The organism is Azospirillum sp. OGB3 (assembly GCF_014192915.1).
GTDB lineage: Bacteria > Pseudomonadota > Alphaproteobacteria > Azospirillales > Azospirillaceae > Azospirillum.
In genome coordinates this window covers 493,669-512,813 of sequence record NZ_JACHYN010000002.1, presented here as the reverse complement: position 1 = coordinate 512,813, position 19,145 = coordinate 493,669, and the positions used below count along the sequence as shown (strand labels likewise).

Annotated in this window: 19 protein-coding genes; 9 read left to right on the top strand and 10 right to left on the bottom strand. The window is 68.0% G+C overall.

The genetic code is table 11. From position 1 onward, the window contains the following. The first annotated feature begins 147 nt into the window (after positions 1–147). From FHW79_RS06290 to FHW79_RS06270, 5 genes are all read left to right on the top strand, one after another. Positions 148–474, top strand: coding sequence for an EscU/YscU/HrcU family type III secretion system export apparatus switch protein (locus FHW79_RS06290; protein ID WP_183178091.1), 327 nt, complete (start codon positions 148–150; stop codon positions 472–474). Then, positions 471–839, top strand: coding sequence for a hypothetical protein (locus tag FHW79_RS06285; protein ID WP_183178090.1), 369 nt, complete (start codon positions 471–473; stop codon positions 837–839). The genes FHW79_RS06290 and FHW79_RS06285 overlap by 4 nt, the downstream gene beginning before the upstream one ends. 8 nt (positions 840–847) lie before the next feature. Continuing rightward, complete coding sequence (locus tag FHW79_RS06280; protein WP_183178089.1) at positions 848–1,198, top strand: flagellar biosynthetic protein FliO; 351 nt, start codon at positions 848–850, stop codon at positions 1,196–1,198. Continuing rightward, positions 1,198–1,968 (top strand): flagellar type III secretion system pore protein FliP, encoded by a 771-nt coding sequence (gene fliP, locus FHW79_RS06275; protein ID WP_183178320.1) that lies wholly within the window; start codon positions 1,198–1,200, stop codon positions 1,966–1,968. Before FHW79_RS06280 ends, fliP begins: the two co-directional genes overlap by 1 nt. Positions 1,969–2,178: 210 nt before the next feature. Continuing rightward, a complete protein-coding gene (locus tag FHW79_RS06270) occupies positions 2,179–4,077 on the top strand; it encodes a potassium transporter Kup (protein WP_183178088.1) in 1,899 nt (632 codons plus the stop codon). A gap of 113 nt (positions 4,078–4,190) precedes the next feature. Here FHW79_RS06270 and FHW79_RS06265 read toward each other — a convergent pair whose 3' ends face one another. From FHW79_RS06265 to FHW79_RS06225, 9 genes are all read right to left on the bottom strand, one after another. Further along, positions 4,191–7,631: a tetratricopeptide repeat protein gene (locus tag FHW79_RS06265; protein ID WP_183178087.1), complete on the bottom strand. Its 3,441-nt coding sequence runs from the start codon at positions 7,629–7,631 to the stop codon at positions 4,191–4,193. Between the two features lie 5 nt (positions 7,632–7,636). Next, entirely contained in the window at positions 7,637–8,374 is a 738-nt protein-coding gene (locus FHW79_RS06260) for a flagellar motor protein MotB (protein WP_183178086.1), read from the bottom strand. Further along, positions 8,371–9,057 carry a hypothetical protein gene (locus FHW79_RS06255; protein WP_247884190.1) on the bottom strand — a complete coding sequence of 229 codons (687 nt, stop codon included), beginning with the start codon at positions 9,055–9,057 and terminating at the stop codon, positions 8,371–8,373. Before FHW79_RS06255 ends, FHW79_RS06260 begins: the two co-directional genes overlap by 4 nt. A gap of 4 nt (positions 9,058–9,061) precedes the next feature. Next, positions 9,062–9,778: a protein phosphatase CheZ gene (locus FHW79_RS06250; RefSeq protein WP_183178085.1), complete on the bottom strand. Its 717-nt coding sequence runs from the start codon at positions 9,776–9,778 to the stop codon at positions 9,062–9,064. Positions 9,779–10,225: 447 nt separating this feature from the next. Continuing rightward, a complete protein-coding gene (locus FHW79_RS33500) occupies positions 10,226–10,564 on the bottom strand; it encodes a general stress protein (RefSeq protein ID WP_137114835.1) in 339 nt (112 codons plus the stop codon). A 202-nt stretch (positions 10,565–10,766) separates the two neighbouring features. Next, positions 10,767–11,726 (bottom strand): hypothetical protein, encoded by a 960-nt coding sequence (locus FHW79_RS06240; protein WP_183178084.1) that lies wholly within the window; start codon positions 11,724–11,726, stop codon positions 10,767–10,769. After that, complete coding sequence (locus FHW79_RS06235; protein ID WP_183178083.1) at positions 11,723–12,433, bottom strand: DUF6468 domain-containing protein; 711 nt, start codon at positions 12,431–12,433, stop codon at positions 11,723–11,725. The genes FHW79_RS06240 and FHW79_RS06235 overlap by 4 nt, the downstream gene beginning before the upstream one ends. Beyond that, positions 12,430–13,512, bottom strand: a complete 1,083-nt coding sequence (gene fliM, locus FHW79_RS06230) for a flagellar motor switch protein FliM (protein ID WP_014240985.1) — start codon at positions 13,510–13,512, stop codon at positions 12,430–12,432. Before fliM ends, FHW79_RS06235 begins: the two co-directional genes overlap by 4 nt. An 18-nt stretch (positions 13,513–13,530) precedes the next feature. After that, positions 13,531–14,052, bottom strand: coding sequence for a flagellar basal body-associated FliL family protein (locus FHW79_RS06225; RefSeq protein ID WP_035674997.1), 522 nt, complete (start codon positions 14,050–14,052; stop codon positions 13,531–13,533). 498 nt (positions 14,053–14,550) lie between these two features. On the opposite strand from FHW79_RS06225, the gene flgF reads away from it, so the two are divergent. The 4 genes from flgF to flgH are packed head-to-tail and all read left to right on the top strand — an operon-like array spanning position 14,551 to position 17,704. After that, on the top strand, positions 14,551–15,273 hold the full coding sequence (gene flgF / locus FHW79_RS06220) for a flagellar basal-body rod protein FlgF (protein WP_183178082.1): 723 nt from the start codon (positions 14,551–14,553) through the stop codon (positions 15,271–15,273). Between the two features lie 25 nt (positions 15,274–15,298). After that, complete coding sequence (gene flgG, locus FHW79_RS06215; protein WP_014240989.1) at positions 15,299–16,084, top strand: flagellar basal-body rod protein FlgG; 786 nt, start codon at positions 15,299–15,301, stop codon at positions 16,082–16,084. 44 nt (positions 16,085–16,128) lie between these two features. Then, positions 16,129–16,920, top strand: a complete 792-nt coding sequence (flgA, locus tag FHW79_RS06210) for a flagellar basal body P-ring formation chaperone FlgA (RefSeq protein ID WP_183178081.1) — start codon at positions 16,129–16,131, stop codon at positions 16,918–16,920. Positions 16,921–16,933: 13 nt separating this feature from the next. After that, on the top strand, positions 16,934–17,704 hold the full coding sequence (gene flgH, locus FHW79_RS06205) for a flagellar basal body L-ring protein FlgH (RefSeq protein WP_183178080.1): 771 nt from the start codon (positions 16,934–16,936) through the stop codon (positions 17,702–17,704). 249 nt (positions 17,705–17,953) lie between these two features. On the opposite strand, the gene FHW79_RS06200 is transcribed toward flgH, so the two are convergent. Further along, positions 17,954–19,039 carry a calcium-binding protein gene (locus FHW79_RS06200; protein WP_348984062.1) on the bottom strand — a complete coding sequence of 362 codons (1,086 nt, stop codon included), beginning with the start codon at positions 19,037–19,039 and terminating at the stop codon, positions 17,954–17,956. Positions 19,040–19,145: the final 106 nt, after the last annotated feature.

The window sequence follows — 19,145 nt, the reverse complement described above, 5'->3', positions numbered from 1 at the left end:
TTCGATCTTCCGCCGTTTCAGTTAACCAAAGATGAATCCCATCCACGGCATCGCTCCGCCCTTCCCCGTCACGCTCGAGCTTCATGCTTCGTTAAGCATGTTCCGCCAGGATGCGCCCATCGACGCAGGCCATCCGGCAGGAGCCCCTTGTCCGAGCCGACTCCCAACCACCGCTCTCTTCCCAACCGGCCCGTCGCGGTCGCGCTGAAGTATGAGCTGGGCGACCAGTCCCTGCCCCGCGTGGTCGCCACCGGCAAGGGCCATGTGGCCGAACAGATCCTGGAGCTGGCCTTCGCCAACGGCGTGAAGGTGCGCGAGGACGCCGACCTCGTGCAAATTCTGTCGGCGGTGGACATCGACTCGGAAATCCCCATCGAGGCCATCGCCGCCGTGGCCGAGATCCTCGCCTACGTCTACCGCGCCAATGGCACGCTGCCGCCCGCGGCCGAACCGGCCGCCGGAGACGTCCCATGACCGGCACCGCCACCCTCCTCCATGACATCCAGGCGCTGGCCGCCGCGCTCGAGGAAACCCGCGAGCAGATGGAGGCCGGGCTGGCCGCGGACCTCACCGGGCTCGACACCCGCGTGGCCACCCTGTGCGCCGAGGCGCAGTCCGCCCGCGGCGACGCCGAGTTGGCCTCCGCTCTGGAGCGCCTGCTCCCGACGCTGGACGCCGTCGCGGCGGCGCTGACCCGCCAGAGGGAAACGCTGGCCGCCGCCACCGAAGGGCGCCACGATCCCCACTCGGCGCGCCAGCGCGCCAGCGCCGCTTACGGCCGTGGCGCCCCCGCCGACCTTCCGTCCGACCCGCCGGCCACGCCGTCCCGACAGAGCTGATCTGATCCATGGGCCTCGACCAGTACATCCAATTCGTTCTCGCCCTCGCCTTCGTCATCGCGCTGATCGTGCTGGTGGCCTGGGTGATGCGCCGCATCGGCTTCGGCGGCATGACCGCCACATCGGGGCGCCAGCGCCGGCTGGGCGTCGTCGAGGTGCTGCCGCTCGACGGCAAGCGCCGGCTGGTGCTTGTCCGCCGCGACGACCGCGAGCATCTGCTGCTGCTGAGCGCCTTCGGCGACCAGGTGGTCGACCAGACGCCGCGCGGCGGCTTCCCGGGCGCGCTGGCCGAAGCCGCCGCCCCGCCATCCACCGCCCTGCCATCCACCGCCCTGCCGCCCGCCGGGGACCGGACATGATGACCGGCACGGGCGTTACGAAGCGGCTGGCCTTCGCCGGCCTGCTGGCGCTGGCGATCGGGGTGGCCGGGGCGCTGACCGCCGGGCCGGCGCTGGCGCAGAGCATGACCTTCGACCTGGGCGATACCGGGGGATCGACCACCGGACGCATCGTCCAGATGGTCGCGCTGATCACGGTGCTGTCGCTGGCGCCGTCGATCCTGATCATGATGACGGCCTTCACGCGCATCGTCATCGTCCTGTCCTTCCTGCGGTCGGCGCTGGGCATCCAGCAGGTGCCGCCGAACACGGTGCTGATGTCGCTGGCGGTCTTCCTGACCTTCTTCGTCATGGCTCCGGTCTTCGAGAGGTCCTACAACCAGGGCATCCAGCCGCTGATCAACCAGGACATCGACGAAACGGAGGCGTTCCGCCGCACGGTCGCCCCGCTGCGCGAATTCATGCTGAAGCACACCAGCGAGAAGGACCTGCGCCTGTTCATGGACATGGCGCGCATCGAGAACGTGACCGACGCCGAGCAGACCCCGCTGCACGTGCTGGTCCCCGCCTTCATGATCTCGGAAATCAAGCGGGCCTTCGAAATCGGCTTCCTGCTGTTCCTGCCCTTCCTGATCATCGACATGGTGGTGTCGTCGATCCTGATGTCGATGGGCATGATGATGCTGCCGCCGACGATGGTGGCGATTCCGTTCAAGATCATCTTCTTCGTGCTGGTGGACGGCTGGTACCTGATCGCCGGGTCGCTGGCCCGCAGCTTCGGCACGCTGTAGGCGCCGCCACCCGGGGGCGCCGACGGATTCCGGCACAGATCGTCGCAGGTGAAACAGCCAGCGGACGGGCGCATCGGCTTGCGCTAGTATTGGGCCAGGGAAGAGCGTAAGAGGATCGGCCCGCGCGAACGCGCCGATCGCCGCCGTACCCGCAGCTTGTGGCTTTCTCGTCCCCGCTCGGACTCCCAACGGACCTCCTCGACGTCCCACATGTCAGACACGACCCTGAAAGCCGCGGCACCCGACAAGGGCAGGCTGGCCGCGCTCACCCTCGGTGCGCTTGGCGTCGTTTACGGCGACATCGGCACCAGCCCGCTCTACACGCTGCGCGAGTGCTTCTCGCCGGAACATGGGCTCGCCCTGACGCCGCAGAACATCCTGGGCATCATGTCCATGGTCTTCTGGGCGCTGGTGATCGTGGTCACGGTGAAATACGTGCTGTTCGTCATGCGCGCCGACAACAAGGGCGAGGGCGGCATCCTGGCCCTGCTGGCGCTGGCGACCAACAGCCGGCCCGACTCCACCGGACGGCTGTCCGGCCTGATGGCGATGGGTCTGTTCGGCGCCGCCCTGTTCTACGGCGACGGCATGATCACCCCGGCCATCTCCGTCCTCTCCGCGGTGGAGGGGCTGGAGGTGGCGCAGCCGGCGCTGGAGCGGGTCGTCGTGCCGGTGACGGTGGGCATCCTGATCGCCCTGTTCGGAATCCAGAGCCGCGGCACCGAGAAGGTCGGGCGGCTGTTCGGCCCGATCATGGTCGCGTGGTTCGCCACGCTGGGCCTGCTCGGCCTGATCGAGCTGGTCAAGGAACCGCAGGTGCTGGCCGCGCTCGACCCGCGCCACGCCGTGCATTTCTTCGCCTCGAACGGCTGGATCGGCTTCCTGGTGCTGGGCGCCGTCGTTCTGGCCGTTACCGGGGGCGAGGCGCTCTACGCCGACATGGGCCATTTCGGCCGCCGCCCCATCAAGGTGGCGTGGTTGGCCGTGGTGCTGCCCGCGCTGCTGCTCAACTATCTCGGCCAGTGCGCCCTGCTGCTGAGCGACCCCACGGCGGTGCGCAGCCCCTTCTACCTGCTGGTGCCGGAGTGGGGCCTCTACCCGATGATCCTGCTGTCGACCTGCGCGGCGGTGATCGCCAGCCAGGCGGTGATCTCCGGAGTCTTCTCGCTGACCCGGCAGGCGGTGCAGCTCGGCCTGTGCCCGCGGCTGGACATCCGCCACACCTCGCAGGAGGAAGGCGGGCAGATCTACATCCCGCGGGCCAACTGGGGCCTGCTGTTCGCGGTCATCGGGCTGGTTCTGTGGTTCGAGTCCTCCAGCCGGCTGGCGACCGCCTACGGCATCGCGGTGACCGGCGACATGGTCATCACCACCATCCTGGCGCTGGTCGTGGCGCACCGCCGCTGGGGCTGGAGCCTGCCTGTCTGTCTGGCGCTGGGCACGCTGTTCCTCAGCGTCGATCTGGCGCTGTTCCTCGCCAACGCGGTGAAGATCCCGCACGGCGGCTGGGTGCCGCTGGTCATCGCCGCGGTGACGCTGGGGCTGATGTCGACGTGGCGCCGCGGCCGCGCCGTCCTGAACCGCCGTCTGGCCGAGGATTCCCTGCCGCTGGACAGCTTCATCAAGCGCCACGCCAAGTCCTCCGAGATCCAGCGGGTCAAGGGCACGGCGATCTTCCTGACCTCCAGCGCCGACACGGTGCCCATCGCCCTTCTGCACAACCTCAAGCACAATCAGGTGATGCACGAGCGCATCGTCTTCCTGACCGTGCTGGTCGAGGACGTGCCCCGCGTCCCGGCCAAGGAGCGCGTCGTCCTGGAAGGTCTGGCCGACGGCTTCTACCGCCTGACGGTGCGCTACGGCTTCTCGCAGGAGCCGAACATCCCCAAGGCGTTGCGGCTGTGCAAGGCGTTCGGGCTGGAATTCGACGTGATGACGACCTCCTTCTTCCTCGGCCGCGAGACGCTGATTCCCCGCATCAACCCGCAGATGGCCCAGTGGCGGGAGAAGCTGTTCGTCGTGATGTCGCGCACCGCGGTCAGCGCCACCGACTTCTTCAAGATCCCGCCGAACCGCGTGGTCGAGCTGGGCACTCAGGTTCAGCTTTGAAGGGTTCAGCTCTGAAGGGTCCAACTCCGACAATCCACCGCCGCGCCAAAGAAAAGCCCCGGTCCGATGGACCGGGGCTTTTCCGTTGAGCGAAGGCCTGTCCGAAGAGGCGGTCAGTTGATCGCCGCGCTCTGCTTGCCGCGGTAGTTCTTCAGGAACTTCTGGAACACGTCCACCTCGGCGACGCGGGAGCGGACGGTGTTGACGTCGATCAGGCCCAGCGCCTGCTCCGGCCGGGTCAGCACGCGGAAGGCGTCGGCGTCGGGACCGTTGGTCATCGCCGAGCCGAATTCCTTGCGCAGCAGGTTCAGGTTCGTGCCGTCTCCCGCCAAGGCCAGGGCCACCGCGCGGTTGAGGACGAGCTGCGAGGTTGCCGGGTTGATCGGCTGGGTCGGCGGCGGCGGCGGACCGATCAGCTTGTTCAGGGCGAAGGCCGCGGCCTCCCATTTCTGGGCGCGCCACGCGATGTCCACCCGCAGCGAGTTGGCCGGCTTGCTGTCGTCCTCGGCCAGCAGCAGCAGCGCCTCGTCGCCGCGGCCCAGCTCGGCCAGCGCCTTGGCCTGCATCAGGCGGCGCTCGCCCACCAGATCCGCCGGCAGGTTCGGCACGTTGGACAGCTCCAGCGCGCGCAGGGCCTCCTCCGGCTTGTTGTCGAGCAGGCGGACGGAGGCGAGCCGGGTGCCGACCCGCGCCTTGTCCTCGCCGGACAGGCGGTATTCCACCTGATGCTGAAGCAGGTCGGCGGCGCGGTTCAGCAGGTCCACCGAGATCAGCCGCTCGGCGAGCTGCCGGATCACCTCGTCGCCCGCCTCCCCCACAGGGGTCAGCTCGCGGAACTGGTCGTAGAGCTGGAGCGCCTCGATGGTCGGCAGCTTCTGCGCCCCGTCATTGTAGAGGTCGGCGAAGATGCGCGACATCTCGCGGGTGATCTCCTCCGCCCGCGGCGTGTCGGCGACCAGCGCGGCAGTCTCCTTCATGGCGTTGAAACCGTCGGCGTACTGGCCGGCGGCGATCAGCACCTCGCCCATGCGCTGGCGGATCTGCATCTCCAGCTCGTCGCCGCGCCACGTGAAGGTCAGCCCGGCCAGTTGCTCCGCCGCGGCGGGCGGCGACATGCGGCCTTCCGCCAGTTGCAGGTTCACCAGCGCCAGCCCGGCCTTGGCCCGGTAATAGCGGTCGAGGCTGTTGTAGGAGGCGGTCAACTGCTCCAGCGCCCGCTCCGGCTCGTTGGTCTGGGCGTAGTAGAGGCCGCGGAGATACTGGACGTCGGGCCGCTCCTCCGCCTCCGTGCCGCCGCGCTCGGCGATGCGGTCGAGCAGCCGCTTGGCGAAGGGCGCGTCGCCGGTCTTCAGCGCGGCCTCGGCGGCGCGGGTCGCCAGCTTGGTCAGGATCGGATCGGGGTAGGAGCTGAGGATCGGCGCCGCCGCCTTGAAGCCGGCCTGGGCCGCCGGCCAGTCGTTGCGGTCCGCCGCGATGGCGGCGCGCCACAGCGCGGCCTCGCCGTTGCTGGCAAGGTTCGGGTGGGCGAAATCCTCCGCCGCGGCGTCGGTGTTGCCCGCCAGGAAGCGCGCCGCCCCGCGCAGGGCGCGGAATTCCGGCCAGCCCTCCAGGTCGGGCTGGGCCTCCTGCAGCACATCCATCATGCCGATGGCCTCCTGCCCGAAGCCATTCGCCAGATAGAAGCGGGCGAGGTCGAGCTGGGCGCGGGGGCGTTCGGAGTCGGGCGCGTTGACGATGTTGAGCTGAAGATTCTGTCGCGCCTCGGTGTAATGGTCGAGGTCGCCCTTCTTCCAGGCCGGCAGGTCGAACAGGCGGCGTGCGGAAGGCACCGGCTTCGGATCGGTGGGCGGAGTCAGCGTGTTGGAAGCGCCGCCGGGCGACGGCCGCGGCGGCAGCGACGCCGTCTGCGCGGGCGCCGCCGGACGGTTTCCGGCGTCGGCCATGGGCGACAGGTGCAGGCCGCCGGCCGCGGTCACCTCCACCCCTTCCTTGACCGGGCGCACGGTGACGGCGTCGGCGATCGGCCGCACGACGACGCCCTGGTAGCTGGGCAGCAGTTCCAGGTCGGCGTAGCGGTGCGATTCGGGGATGGCGTTGCCGGGAACCGGCAGCGGCACGACCTGGAGGCGGTCGCCGACGTCGGGGTCGGACAGCGTCACCACGGTCGCCGCGTCCGCGGCGCGCACCAGCAGGCGGGCGCCCAACAGGAAATCCGGTTCCGGGTCGATCTTCAGCGCGAAGGGCGGCGTGCCGGTCAGGCGGCTGGCCGGGGTGATCTTCCAGCTCGTCCCCTGCCGTTCGACCTTCGGCCAGACCAGCGCCCCGATCCTCGTGCGGAACGCGCTGCCGCCGGTGGCCGGCACCGGCTCGATCGCACCGACCGTTCCGGCTCCGCCGCCGATGGCCTTGCCGGCACCGATAGGCAGGGACTTGTCGAACACGATGTAGAGATGGCCGGCGCGCGGGTAGACGGCGATGGAGGCCGGGCCGCCCGCGTCGAACACCAGCGTCGGCCCCTGCGGCTCGGCCTTCGCCGGATCGGGTTTGGCCGGATCGGGCTTGGCGGCTTCGGGCCTCGTGGCATCAGGCTTTGTGGCTGCCGGGACCGCCGCAACCTCCTTCGGCGGAGATGGCGCCGCCGCCGGCTTGGCGGCGGCCGGGGGTGTCGCCGTCGCGGGCGGCGGTGCCGCGGCTTCGGCGGAGGGCGCACGCACGGTGGTCATCGTGGCGCCGGGCGGCGGGGCGGCGTTCGCGGCGTCGCTCTTCGGCAGACCGGCGCGCGTGCCCGGATTCCGCACGTCGATCACCACGGAGCGGCCCGACTTGCTGTCCTTGATCTCGGCGTCCTGCGGCACGGCGAAGGTGACGGCCAGCGCGCCGTTGGCCTGCCGGAACTGCTCCACATTCTGGATGTTGCGCAGCGCGGTCCTGGCCACCGGCGCCAGATCGGCGGTTCCGTTGCGGTCGAACAGCAGCGTGGCCGACGCGCCGTCGCGGCGCAGCGTGTAGTCGGCGCCCTCCGGCCAGGTGAAGGACAGGCGGCTTTGCTCCGGCGTGTCGGCCGCGCTGACCGTCACCTGCCCTGCGGAACGGGCCGGAGCGGGTGCGGCTGGCGTCTCCGCCTTAGCATTCTGGGCCGGGGCCGAGGTTGGGGCCGGGGCCTCCGCGGCGGGGGTCAGGTCGAGCGCCACGGCGTTGCCGTTGCGGAAGCTCTTCAGCGTCACCGGGCGCTTCAGATCGAAGGTCACCGTCTTGCCGTCGCCGCCGATCCGCACCCCGGACAGATAACCGGGCAAGGCCGCCACCGCGCGATCGAGCGCGGCGTTGATCGGTTCGTCGAAGCGGACGACCAGTGTGTTGCCCTCCACCGACGCGCTGTAGCCGGTCTGGCGCGGCCAGTCGAAGACCATGCGCCCGAAGGTCTTGTGCGTGGCCGCGCGCACCGGCACATCGACGGCCCAGGCGACCGGCGGGGCGGCGACCTGGACCGCGAGCAGAGCCGTGGCGGCCACGAAGCCGCTCAGCCAGCGCCGGTATGCCCTGCCCCGCCCCATCCGTTTCACTCCTCCGGCTCCGCGTCGGTGGCCGCCCCGGACACCGGCGGTCCCGCCGTCTCTTCGCGCACCACCACATCGACCCGCGCCCCGCCGGGCACCGGATCGATGCCGGGCGGCTCGCTCATCAGGCTGCGCGCCACGAGGTCACGCTTGTAGCCCGTTTCGCGCAGCAGCGCCGCAACGGCAACCGCGCGCGTCAAAGCGCGTTCCCAGGCCAGCCCCGCGGACTGGTCCTCCCGCTCCGCGTGGCCGACCACCTCGATCCGGTTGCCGATGCGGCCCACCGCCGCACCCAGCAGATACAGCACCCGCCGCCCCTGGTCGGTGAAGCTGCCGCCGGTCGGATCGAACATCACGTGGGCCGGCAGGCCGATCACCACGCGGTCGTCCTCCCGCCGCACCTCGACCGCCGCCAGATCCTCGTTGGACGCGGTCTGGGTGCGCAGCAGGGCGCTGAGATAATCCAGATTGATCGCCGAATATGACTCCACCGTGGCGGCGTTGAAGGCGGCCCTCGGCTCGGGCGGCGTCGCGGACGGGGTGACCGCGGTGGAGCGGGCCGACGAGAGCGACTTGACCAGCCCGGTCCAGCGCTGGGCCTCCGGCTCGCTCATCGAATACATCAGCACGAAGAAGGCGAGCAGCAGCGACATCAGATCGGTGAAGCTGATCAGCCAGATCGTCCGGTTGTGGCCGCCGCTCTTGTCCTCGGCCTTGGGCAGTTTGGGACGGCGGATCATCGGCGTCCTCCCCCCGGAAGGTCGTCGGTGACGCGCAGGCTGAACAGCAGGCGGACGGCGCCCGGCGCGCCGCGTTCGATGCCCACCGTCACCGCGTCCGCCGGCGCCCCGTCGGCGACCAGCAGCCGGGCCAGCGCGCCGGCCCGCACCACCGGGCCGGGCGGCTGACTGGGACCGCCCGCCAAACCGATGGACAGCAGCGCGTCCAGCTCGATCCGCTCGCCGGGGCGGTTCTGCAACAGGGCGTCGGCCACCCGGTCGATCAGGCCGATGCGGTCCGGGCGCAACTCGGCCGTGCCGGGCAGGAACAGCTCGTCGGCGGGCAGGCGCACCTCCAGCAGGCGGCCCGGCGTGACGCTGTCCACTTTCGCCACGGCGATGGCGGTGGCGAACAGGTTGCCCAGCCCATCCAGCCGCTGCACGGCGAAGACGGTGCCGGCACGCGAGGCCAGCGGGTCGGCCGGTTCGCGCAGGCGGGGGTCGATGTAGAAGGCGGGGAAGCTGCGCTCCAGCGACACCAGCACCGTGCGCACCCGCTGGGCGGTCTGCACGGACTGGGCGTTCAGCACGATGAAGAAGACGAGCAGCAACAGGAACAGCGACAGCAGAAGCACGATGCTCCCGTTGTTCGGGTTCGGCCGGCTGCCCGACAGGTCCGGCTTCCTGTGGCCGGGCGCAGCCATGGGATTAATCGAAGCTCGCCAGCAGACGGTCGATCTCGTCCTGGTCCATGGCGGCGCTGGTCATCTGCGGCCCGTGCAGAAGCCTGGCCTCCGGGTCGTCCGCCGGGCGGTCGGTGGCGAAGTTCGGCGCCGGATCGGCGTGAGCCTCGACCACAGCGACTGCGGCGGCGGGGCGGGTGTGGTTCTGCCGCACCTCGTCGCCGAAGGCCGCGACGATCATGTCGACCTTCGATTCGATGTGCTTGAGCGTGCGCACGACCTTGGAAATGCGCTGGCCGGTGATGTCCTGGAAGTTGCAGGCCTCGAAGATCTTGGTCACCTGCTCGGTCAGCTTCGCGGAGTTCTCCGGGTCGATCTGGCCGGATATCCCGGTGATGACGTCGCAGGCGTCGAAGATGGCGAATGTGGCCTGCTCCGTCGCGCCGACGACGGCGTCCAACTCATCGGTGGCGTTGGGAATGTGCTGGTCGCGGATTTCCGCGGGCTGCAGCGCCGCCAGTTCCTGCTTGGCGCTCTCGATGAAGCGGGCGAGGTCGACCACCTCCTTGTAGAGGCGTAGGTCGGTGGCGGAGATGTCGCCGTCCATGCTGCCGAGGATGGAGCGGACGATGTCCGTCACCTCCTCGCGGGTCAGCGGCTGGGCCGCTTCGGCGTGGGCGGCGTCGAGCTGCTGGCGCAGGAGCTTCTGGTCGGCGAGCGAGGAGGAAACGGGCGGGGCCATGTGCGTTCCGATGTGAGCGTTCCGTGGTCTAGACCGGCCTGCGTGCGATCGGGTGCGTCGGCCGACCCGGACGCGGGCGCCCGAAGCGGGTTCGACCCGACCTCACGCCCTCGCACGGCCGCCGCCGACTCAGAGCCTCGTCAGCCTTTCCAACCCTAATTTCGCTCGGTTAACACGCCGTTAAGCGCCTGAAACGTCGCAACGCAAAGACGGGGTTGAACCGCGTCGCCGGAAAGAAAGCGGAAGCGTTGTTCTGCGCCCACCCGCCTTCAATCAACGCTCGTCATTGTCGAACTTTGATGAGAGCTGCGGCAATTTGCTTCAATCGGAGTTCACAAACGGACAAAGGGCCGCTCTGGGAGCGGCCCTTCTTCCCCGTTGCACGGTGCGACTGTTCCGTCAGACGGGTGCGTTACGGGAACAGTCAGTGGTCAACGGCCCCGGCGGTCAGCTCCCGCTGCTCCGTCCGCCGCCATGGCTGTGTTCGCCGCCTTTGCGGCCTGCTTCCGATGCGCGTTCCGGGTCGTTCTTGAAGTTGCCGCCCGATGCCTGCCCACCCTTGTGGCCGGCTTCCGACGCACGCTCCGGGTCGTTCTTGAAGTTGCCACCGGACGCCTGGCCGCCCTTGTGGCCGGCTTCGGAAGCGCGCTCCGGGTCGTTCTTGAAGTTGCCGCCGGAAACCTGACCGCCCTTGTGCCCGGCTTCCGCCGCACGTTCCGGATCGTTCTTGAAGTTGCCGCCGGAGTGCTGACCGCCCGAGCTACGGCCCTGGTTCTGGTCGTTCATCTTGTTTCCTTCCTTCTTGCTGTTGGGCAAACTTGCGTTGCCCGAACACGCCGGAGCCAACATGAACCGAAGCCGACCGTCGCGGGCCTTCTACCATCCTGACAGTACGTGTACGTATATTCAGTAGATGCGCTGCGGGCGTCGGGTATGACCAACCGCACGGTCATACCCACTTTCCCGTCATCGCAATCAAAGGGCGTATTCAGTTCTTCGGTGCCGATGGCACACCGCGCCGCTCGATGAGCGCGGAGGTCAGCTCCTTAGCCTTCAGGGGGTCCATCGCGGCTAGGATCGGCGCCGTCTTGGTTTCCTTCATCTTCTCCACCACCCCCAGCAGGACGGGCATGTCCAGCTCCTCGAAAATACGGGCGGCTTCCTTGGGCTTCATTGTCTCGTAGATCTTCACGAGGCTTTCGAGCTGCGCGGTCTGCTTCTCGTCGCCCTGACGCATCAATTTCTGGATGTCGGTGCGGACCTTGTCCATCTCCTGCACCTTCTGATCGATGCGCTTCTCGGCAGCGGTCAGCAGGGCTTCGCGTTGCTCCAATTCCTTGGTGCGGCGTTCGATCTCGGCGCGGCGTTCGGCGAAATGCTGGAGAAGCTCCTCGTTCTTCACCGGGCCGAGGGCGGCGTTGTCCGGCGGCGTCGGGTTGGGCGGCGCACCGTTGCTGGAGCCGCCCTGGGCCGGTTCCGGCGAGGGCTTGGCGCCGTTGGCGGCAAGCTGCATCGGCGGCGCCGGAACGGCGCTCTGCCCCTGCGCCAGGGTCACCGGGAACTCCGGCAGACGGGCGTCGCGCGTGGTGATCCGCCACAGGTCACCGACTCGCACCCCCAACATCAGGACGGCGACGAAGATGGTCAGCGGCAGGATGCGGAACCGCCACGCCTTCATCTTCTCGCGCAGCCGCTCCGACAGCGGGCGGCGCGGAACGGCGGGCTTGCGCTTGGCCTTCGCCTTCATCTTGGCCTTCGGCTTCGCCCTGGCGGCGGTTTGGGCAGCGGTTTGGGCGGCGGCCTGCGCAGCACCCGGAGCCAGCGGCTGACCAGCCACGCTCGGGCTGGTGCGCACACCGGTCGGGGTGGCCCCGGCCGGGCGGATCACGACTTTGGGCTCTCCGCCGGCAGCGGCGGTTGCGCCCTTCGTGGTGGTGGCGTCGCTCATCCGACCCCCTTGCCGGCGTTCTCGATGGCTTGCAGAAGTTCACGTTCGGCGCGGGACAGGCTCTCACCCTCCCGCAAGATGGGATCGGACGCCGGCGCCGGGCGCCGCGACAGGGCATCGCCCCGCAGCGGATCGCCCCGCAGCGGATCGGCGCGCAGCGGCTCGTTCCGGAACGCGGCGGAACGCAGCGGCGGCAGGTCGTCGTGATCGTCGTGGTCGAGGTGAGCGTGATCGTGGAGATCATGGTCGTCGTGATCGTGGTCGTCGTGACCGTGATCATCCTCGACGATCGGGCGCGGGGCGGCGGCCGGGCGCGACGCGACGGGCGGACGGGCGGACAAGCCGGGGCGCGTCGCCGGACGCGCCGCCGGGCCCGGCTTCGGGCGCTCGCCGCCGACGTTGCCCAGCCGGTTGGCCATGGCGTCGGCGGCCTCGATCATGAATTCCAGCTCGTCGCGCAGGGTCTGCGCCTTGGCGACCGTGCGCTGCAGGTCGTCGCCGGTTTCGTGGGCCGTCTTCTTCAGACCGCGCACGCCGGTTTCGGCGCGCGACATGGCCTCGTTCAGGCCGCGCACCAGCTCGGCCATCTCGCCGCGGCTCTCGCGCAGCTTGATGATCTGCCGGTTGAGGATGATCGCATAGGCGATGGTCGCGGCGAGCAGCCCCACCATCACCAGATCGAGGACGAGCGTGAGGGTCGGGCTCATAGCCGCATGACCTCCTGCTTGGGCAGCTCCCGCTCGATCCGCACGGCGATGTGCCCACCCTTGCGGCCCATGCGGCCTTGGAACATGGAAACGTCGCCGCAGCGCAGCTCGATGGTGCCGTCCGGCGTGGCGTTCAGAAGAATTCGCGTGCCGACGCGCCAGTTCAGCACGTCGTGCAGGGTCATCGTCACCTCGTCCAGCACCGCGGAGATGTCCACGTCGGTGACCAGAAGTTCCGAGGCGAGGTGGGTTTCCCAGATCGAGTCGCGGCCGAACTTCTCGCCCATGAACATCTGGAGCAGAAGCTCGCGCACCGGCTCCAGGGTCGCGTAGGGGATCATCAGCTCCAGGCGGCCGCCGCGATCCTCCATGTCGATGCGCAGCTTGACCAGCACCGCCGCGTTGGCCGGGCGCGCGATGGTCGCGAAGCGCGGATTGGTCTCCAGCCGGTCGAAGCGGAAGGTGACGGGCGACAGCGGGTCGAAGGCGGCGGACAGGTCGGACAGCACCACATGGACCATGCGCTCCACGAGGTTGCGCTCGATGGTCGTGTAGGGGCGTCCTTCGATGCGCATCGCCGCGGTGCCGCGCCGTCCGCCCAGCAGCACGTCGACGATGGAGTAGATCAGCGCCGAGTCCACGACCATCAGGCCGTAGTTGTCCCACTCCTCCGCCTTGAAGACGGACAGCATCGCCGGCAGCGGGATCGAGTTCAGATAGTCGCCGAAGCGCACCGAGGAGATCTGGTCGAGGCTGACCTCGACGTTGTCGGAGGTGAAGTTGCGCAGGGACGTGGACATCATGCGGACGAGGCGGTCGAAGACCACCTCCAGCATGGGCAGGCGTTCGTAGTTGACCAGCGCCGAGTTGACCAGCGCCATGATGCCGGAGTTGTCGCCGTCCCCGGCCCCGCCCTGGTCGAAGCCGAGCAGGCTGTCGATCTCGTCCTGGTTCAGGACGCGCGTCGACCCGCCGCCGCCCATGTCCGCCATCTCGCCCATGTCGCCGCCGTCTTCGGCGAGGGCGGCCCATTCGGCGGCAAGGCGTTCTTCTTCGCTCAGTTCCTCGGTGTTGCTCATGGCCCGTTTCCGCCGCCCCTACTGGACCAGCATTTCCTTGAACAAAACGTCCTTGACCTTCACCGGGTGGGCGGATGCGGTGATCCGCATCAGCAGTTCCTGGCGCAGGCGGTACATGCCCGCCGACCCCTTCAGATCCTCCAGCCGCAGTTCGCGCAGATAGACCTGGAAGTTGTCGATGATGCGCGGCAGCACATGCTCGATCGCCGGTATGTCCTCGCCCTTGGCAAGCTGGATCGAGATCTTGATCTTCAGGAAGGCCGGACGCTTGCCGCTGCTGTTCAGGTTCACCAGCATGTCCGGCAGGTCGTAGAAGACCGGTGCGGCGTGCGGGTCCGGCTGCGCCGGTTCCGCCGGCACCTCCGCATGCTCCTCCTTCTTGCCGAGCAGCGAGTCGAGCAGGCCGCTGAAATACACGCCCGCCCCGGCGCCGATCAGCAGCACCAGCGGCAGGATGACGAACAGGACCAGCTTCTTGCCGCTGAATTTCTTGCGCGGCAGGCCATCGGTCGGAACGTCGTCTTCAGCGTGCGCGGTCATGGAATCCTAAGCGCGAGCGGTGGCGGAGCGTGGCCTTACCAGCCCGGCAACCCTATCTTTCGGATAGTTAACAAAGCCTTTCAGACCATTCTGAGGGCTGTGACAGAAGCGCAACCACGGACAACGGCACGGTTCTTGATTGGGGCTTCGCCGGAAATCCCCGTCAACCGAGGAGCGAACGCCCGAACCACGCCCGCCATCCCCGTCCGCACCACCCTGCCCTGCCCCGCCTGCCGTTGCCGGTCCGCCCGCTTACGGCGGATGAGGCCCCCGTGAACCCGCGCGCCGTCCGCGCCGCGGCAACGGGACGCTTTTGCCCGGCGTCGGGCGGCAGCCCTTGCCAGCCCACCGGCAGTTCTTGCCCGGCAGGCGCTTCCCCAACGGCGGCAACGCCCGTCATCGCCGTCTTTCCGGCTCTCGCCGGCGCTGGCACGCGCCGTGCATTGCCATTTGCGCCGGTCGGGACGCTCCCCCGGCCCGATTGGAAAGAGGCCGCCGATGGAAAACCCGATCTACGTGTCCCTGTCGCGTCAGATGACCCTGCGCCGCCAGCTGGACGTGATCTCGAACAACATCGCGAACATGAACACCACGGGCTTCAAGCAGCAGCGCATGCTGTTCACGGAGTTCCTGGAGCGTCCGGGCATGCACGAGCAGATCAGCTTCGTGCAGGACCGCGCCGTGGTGCGCGACCTCTCGGCCGGCGGGATGATGCAGACCGGCAACCCGCTGGATCTGGCGCTGACCGGCCACGGCTATTTCACGGTCGATACGGCGAGCGGCCCGCGCTACACCCGCGCCGGCAACTTCCGCCTGAACGACCAGCGCCAGATCGTCGACGGCGGCGGCCTGCCGGTCCTGGGCGACAACGGCCAGCCCCTCGCCGTCCCGAACGGCACCCGGGACATCATGGTGTCCGGAGACGGCACCGTCTCCACCGAGCTGGGTCCAGTGGGCCGGCTGAACATCGTCACCTTCCGGAACGAGCAGCTGATGACCGAGGTCGGGGCCGGCCTCTACGTCAGCGACGAGGAGCCGCAGGCGGCCCCCGCCGACACGAAGGTGGCACAGGGAATGCTAGAGAATTCGAACGTGAAGCCGGTGGTCGAGATGACGGCGCTGATCGAGATCCAGCGCCAGTACCAGTCGAACCAGAAGCTGATCGAGAACGAGCACGAGCGCATCCGCAGCGCCATCCAGAAGCTGGGCCGCACGGCCTGATCGACCGCGTAAAGGAGCAAGAACCATGCGCAGCCTCGCCATCGGCGCCACCGGCATGATCGCCCAGCAGCTGAACGTCGAAACCATCTCGAACAACATCGCCAACGCGACGACGACCGGGTTCAAGAAGCAGCGGGCCGAGTTCCAGGACCTGCTGTACCAGAACTTCCGCCGCATCGGCTCGACCTCGTCGGACGCCGGCACCATCGTGCCGACCGGCGTGCAGGTCGGTGCCGGCGTGCGCGTCGCCGCGGTGGCCCGCGTGCTGGAGCAGGGCAACCTGACCGTCACCGACAACAAGCTGGACGTCGCCGTCAACGGCTCCGGCTATTTCCAGGTGCAGCTCCCCAGCGGCGACACGGCCTACACCCGCGCCGGCAATTTCAAGCTGTCGCCGGAGGGCATCATCGTCACCGCTGACGGCTATCCGGTGCAGCCGGCGATCACCATCCCGGCGGAAGCCGTGGACGTCGCCATCAACGCCTCGGGCGAGGTGATGGTGAAGCTGGACGGCCAGGTGGCGCAGCAGAATGTCGGCCAGCTCCAGCTCGCCACCTTCGCCAACGCGGCCGGCCTGGAAGCCGTCGGCGACAACCTGTTCCTGCAGACCGGCGCGTCGGGCGAGGCGGTCGGCGGCAACCCCGGCGCTCCCGGCTTCGGCCGCGTGGTGCAGGGCGCGCTGGAGACCTCCAACGTCAACATCGTTCAGGAGATCACCACCCTGATCTCTGCCCAGCGCGCCTACGAGATGAACTCCAAGGTCATCAAGACCACCGACGAGATGATGCAGCAGGCCTCGCAGCTCCGCTGATCCCGGCATCGTCCTAAGGCTCGTCTTTGCAAGGAATTCCCGCCATGTCCCGCCCCGCCCCGCGCATCCTCGGCACCGCCCTCCTCGCCGCCGCCCTCGTCGGCGGCCCGACGGTCTTTGCCCAGACGGCCCTCGCCCAGACGGCCCTCGCCCAGACGATGGACGGCGCCACCTCGGCGGCACAGGCGGTGGTCTACAGCCCGGCCCACGTCGAAGCGGTGCTGTCCGACGCGCTGGCCCGCCAGATCACCACGGGCCGCCTGCAGATGGAGCTGGACAACCGGGCGGTGGAGCTGCGCGCCCCGGCGGGCGCCGGCAGCCTGACGGTGGAGAACCTCTACTACAACCCGATGCAGGGCCGCTTCGCCGCGGAGATGATCGTGGCCGATACCCGCCCCGTCGTGCGCCTTCCGGTGTCGGGCCGCGCCTACGGCGTGGTCCAGGTGCCGGTGCTGTCGCGGCGCATCGCACCCGGCGACGTGATCGGCCCCGGCGACGTGGATTGGCAGGACGTGCGCGCCGACCTCGCCGGCAGCGACATCGCCGCCACCGACGCCCAGCTCATCGGCCTGACGCCGCGGCGCGGCGTCCCGGTGAACCAGCCGGTCCGGCTGCGCGACCTGCAGTCGCCGCGGGTCGTGGACAAGGGCTCGCTGGTCACCATCACGCTGGCCACCGAGAACCTGACCCTGTCGGCTCAGGGCAAGGCCCTGCAGGACGGCGGCCGTGGCGACGTGATCCGAGTCATCAACACCCAGTCGAACCGCATCCTCGAGGCGACCGTCGCCGGCCCCAGCATCGTCGCCGTGGCAAAGCCCGGCCTCACTGCGAAGTAAGGAGAAAGCTCCCATGCCTGCCCCCACGAACACCGCCCGCATGGCGTTCCGCTTCGCTCTGCTCGCCGCCGTCGCCGCCGGCCTTCCCGCCTGCAACGCCATGTCGCGCGTGGCGGACATCGGCTCCGCTCCCGAACTCACCAAGATCAAGGACCCGCAGGCCCAGCCCGGCTACCAGCCCGTCAGCCTGCCGATGCCCACCCCGCTGCCGACGGAGCGCAACCCGAACTCCCTGTGGCGGACCGGCGCCAAGGCCTTCTTCAAGGACCAGCGCGCATCCAAGGTCGGCGACCTGCTGACCGTCGACATCCAGATCAACGATCAGGCCCAGCTCAACAACCAGACCACCCGCACGCGCGGCAACTCCGAGAAGGCCGGCATGCCGAGCTTCCTCGGTTTCGAAGGCAAGGCCCTGCAGCGTGCGCTGCCCGACGGGGTGAGCGCCGACAGCCTGCTCGACCTCTCCAGCTCGACCTCCAACGACGGCAAGGGCGCCATCAACCGCAAGGAGCAGATCACCTTGAAGGTGGCCGCCCTGGTCACCCAGAGCCTGCCCAACGGCAACATGGTGATCCAGGGCCGGCAGGAGGTCCGGGTGAACTACGAGGTGCGCGACCTGATCATCACCGGAGTGATCCGGCCGGAGGACATCACCGCGCAGAACACCATCAGCTACGAGAAGGTCGCCGAAGCCCGGATCTCCTACGGCGGTCGCGGCCAGATCACCGACGTGCAGCAGCCGCGCTACGGCCAGCAGCTCTTCGACATCATCATGCCCTTCTGAGGACGTTCCCAGACGCACCGCTGAAAACAGACGAAGGACAATGCGAAAGGGGGCGCCAGCCCCCCATGGTCACGCCACGCTCTCGCTGTGCGCGGCTCCCCTGGGCAGGCAGTTTCTGCCGCCCGGCGCGTTCTGCCGCCCCCTTCTCTGCCCATTCATATTATCGGGCGTAAAGCCTGACGCACTCGGCTTTACGCTTGCCCTCAGGGCGCCCGGAAGCGCCCTTCGGCGGTCAAGCGAGCCGCTTTTTTACTTGAGCCCAAAAGCGAGATATCCGTTGCTGTCGACTTGGCCCGGCGTGGTCAAGATCGAACCGGAGAGCTGGCCGGAAATGGTCACGCTCATGTCGATGCTGCCGTTGCCGTCCAGGTCGATGTGAGCCGTTGCGCCCTTGTAGCCTTCGGCGCCGCCCATCTCGTTCCAGGTCAACTTCGAGACTCCCTCCTTCCAACCCCAGGCGGTCACCCATTCCCCCGCCTCCAGGTCGGTGACGGTGGACCAGGTCGCTCCACCGCTGCGACCATCGACGAAGAATGTGTCAGTGCCCCAGCCGCCGGTCAGGAAATTGGAGCCCAAACCGCCGTCCAGGACATCGTCGCCATTCCGCCCGTCGATCGCGTCATCGCCGGCGAGCGCGTTGATGAAATCGGCCTGACTGGAGCCACGGATCGCTTCGCCGGCGGCGGTGCCAATGTGCTGGTTCGCGACCCCTGCCACCGGGCCGGAATAAGCGGCCATCGCGACCTCGACACTGGCGCCGTCGGACGTGATGGCAACGCGGTTGGTCGAATCTTTGGAGTAATCGGTGGTGGCCCGGGTCTGGAGCAACGCTTCACGGTTCAAGTAGTAAGCTATCGCCTCACTGACATCCGGAGTGTTCATATGCATAATCTGCATACGATCCGTAAACGATTCCCATGAGAAATCTCCCATAAATCGTGGGGACTTCTGAAGCAACGAAACAATATTGTCGTATAAATAGGTCGCATCAGACAAAACGACTTTTTCAATTTTAAAGCGAGGCTCTCTGTAATTAATCACATACACCAACTGGCTAGATTTTGTGTCACCAACCACCAAATGGCGACCATCAATAGTTGCCGCATATGTGGTCGAGCTGTTAATCCCGATTCCTGACGTAACCAATTGATCGGAAGAACCATCCGAGTCAATGATTACAATTGCCCCTGGCGAATGAATTGAATATGTGTCATCCCCAGAACCCCCGAAGAAGAATGTAAAATCGACTCCGTATCCTCCATAAAATATATCATTACCTTGCAGTCCAAAAATCACGGTATCTTTTGAAGCCACCATGTAGTCTTCGTCTTTCACACCGATGCGCTCAGCAAATCTTAATGCCACTTGCTTTTCCTTTCGTTTTCATGCCAAAATCTCATGGGCGCTTAACTCGCCCCTCACGGCCCCGCCAGCCGGCTGG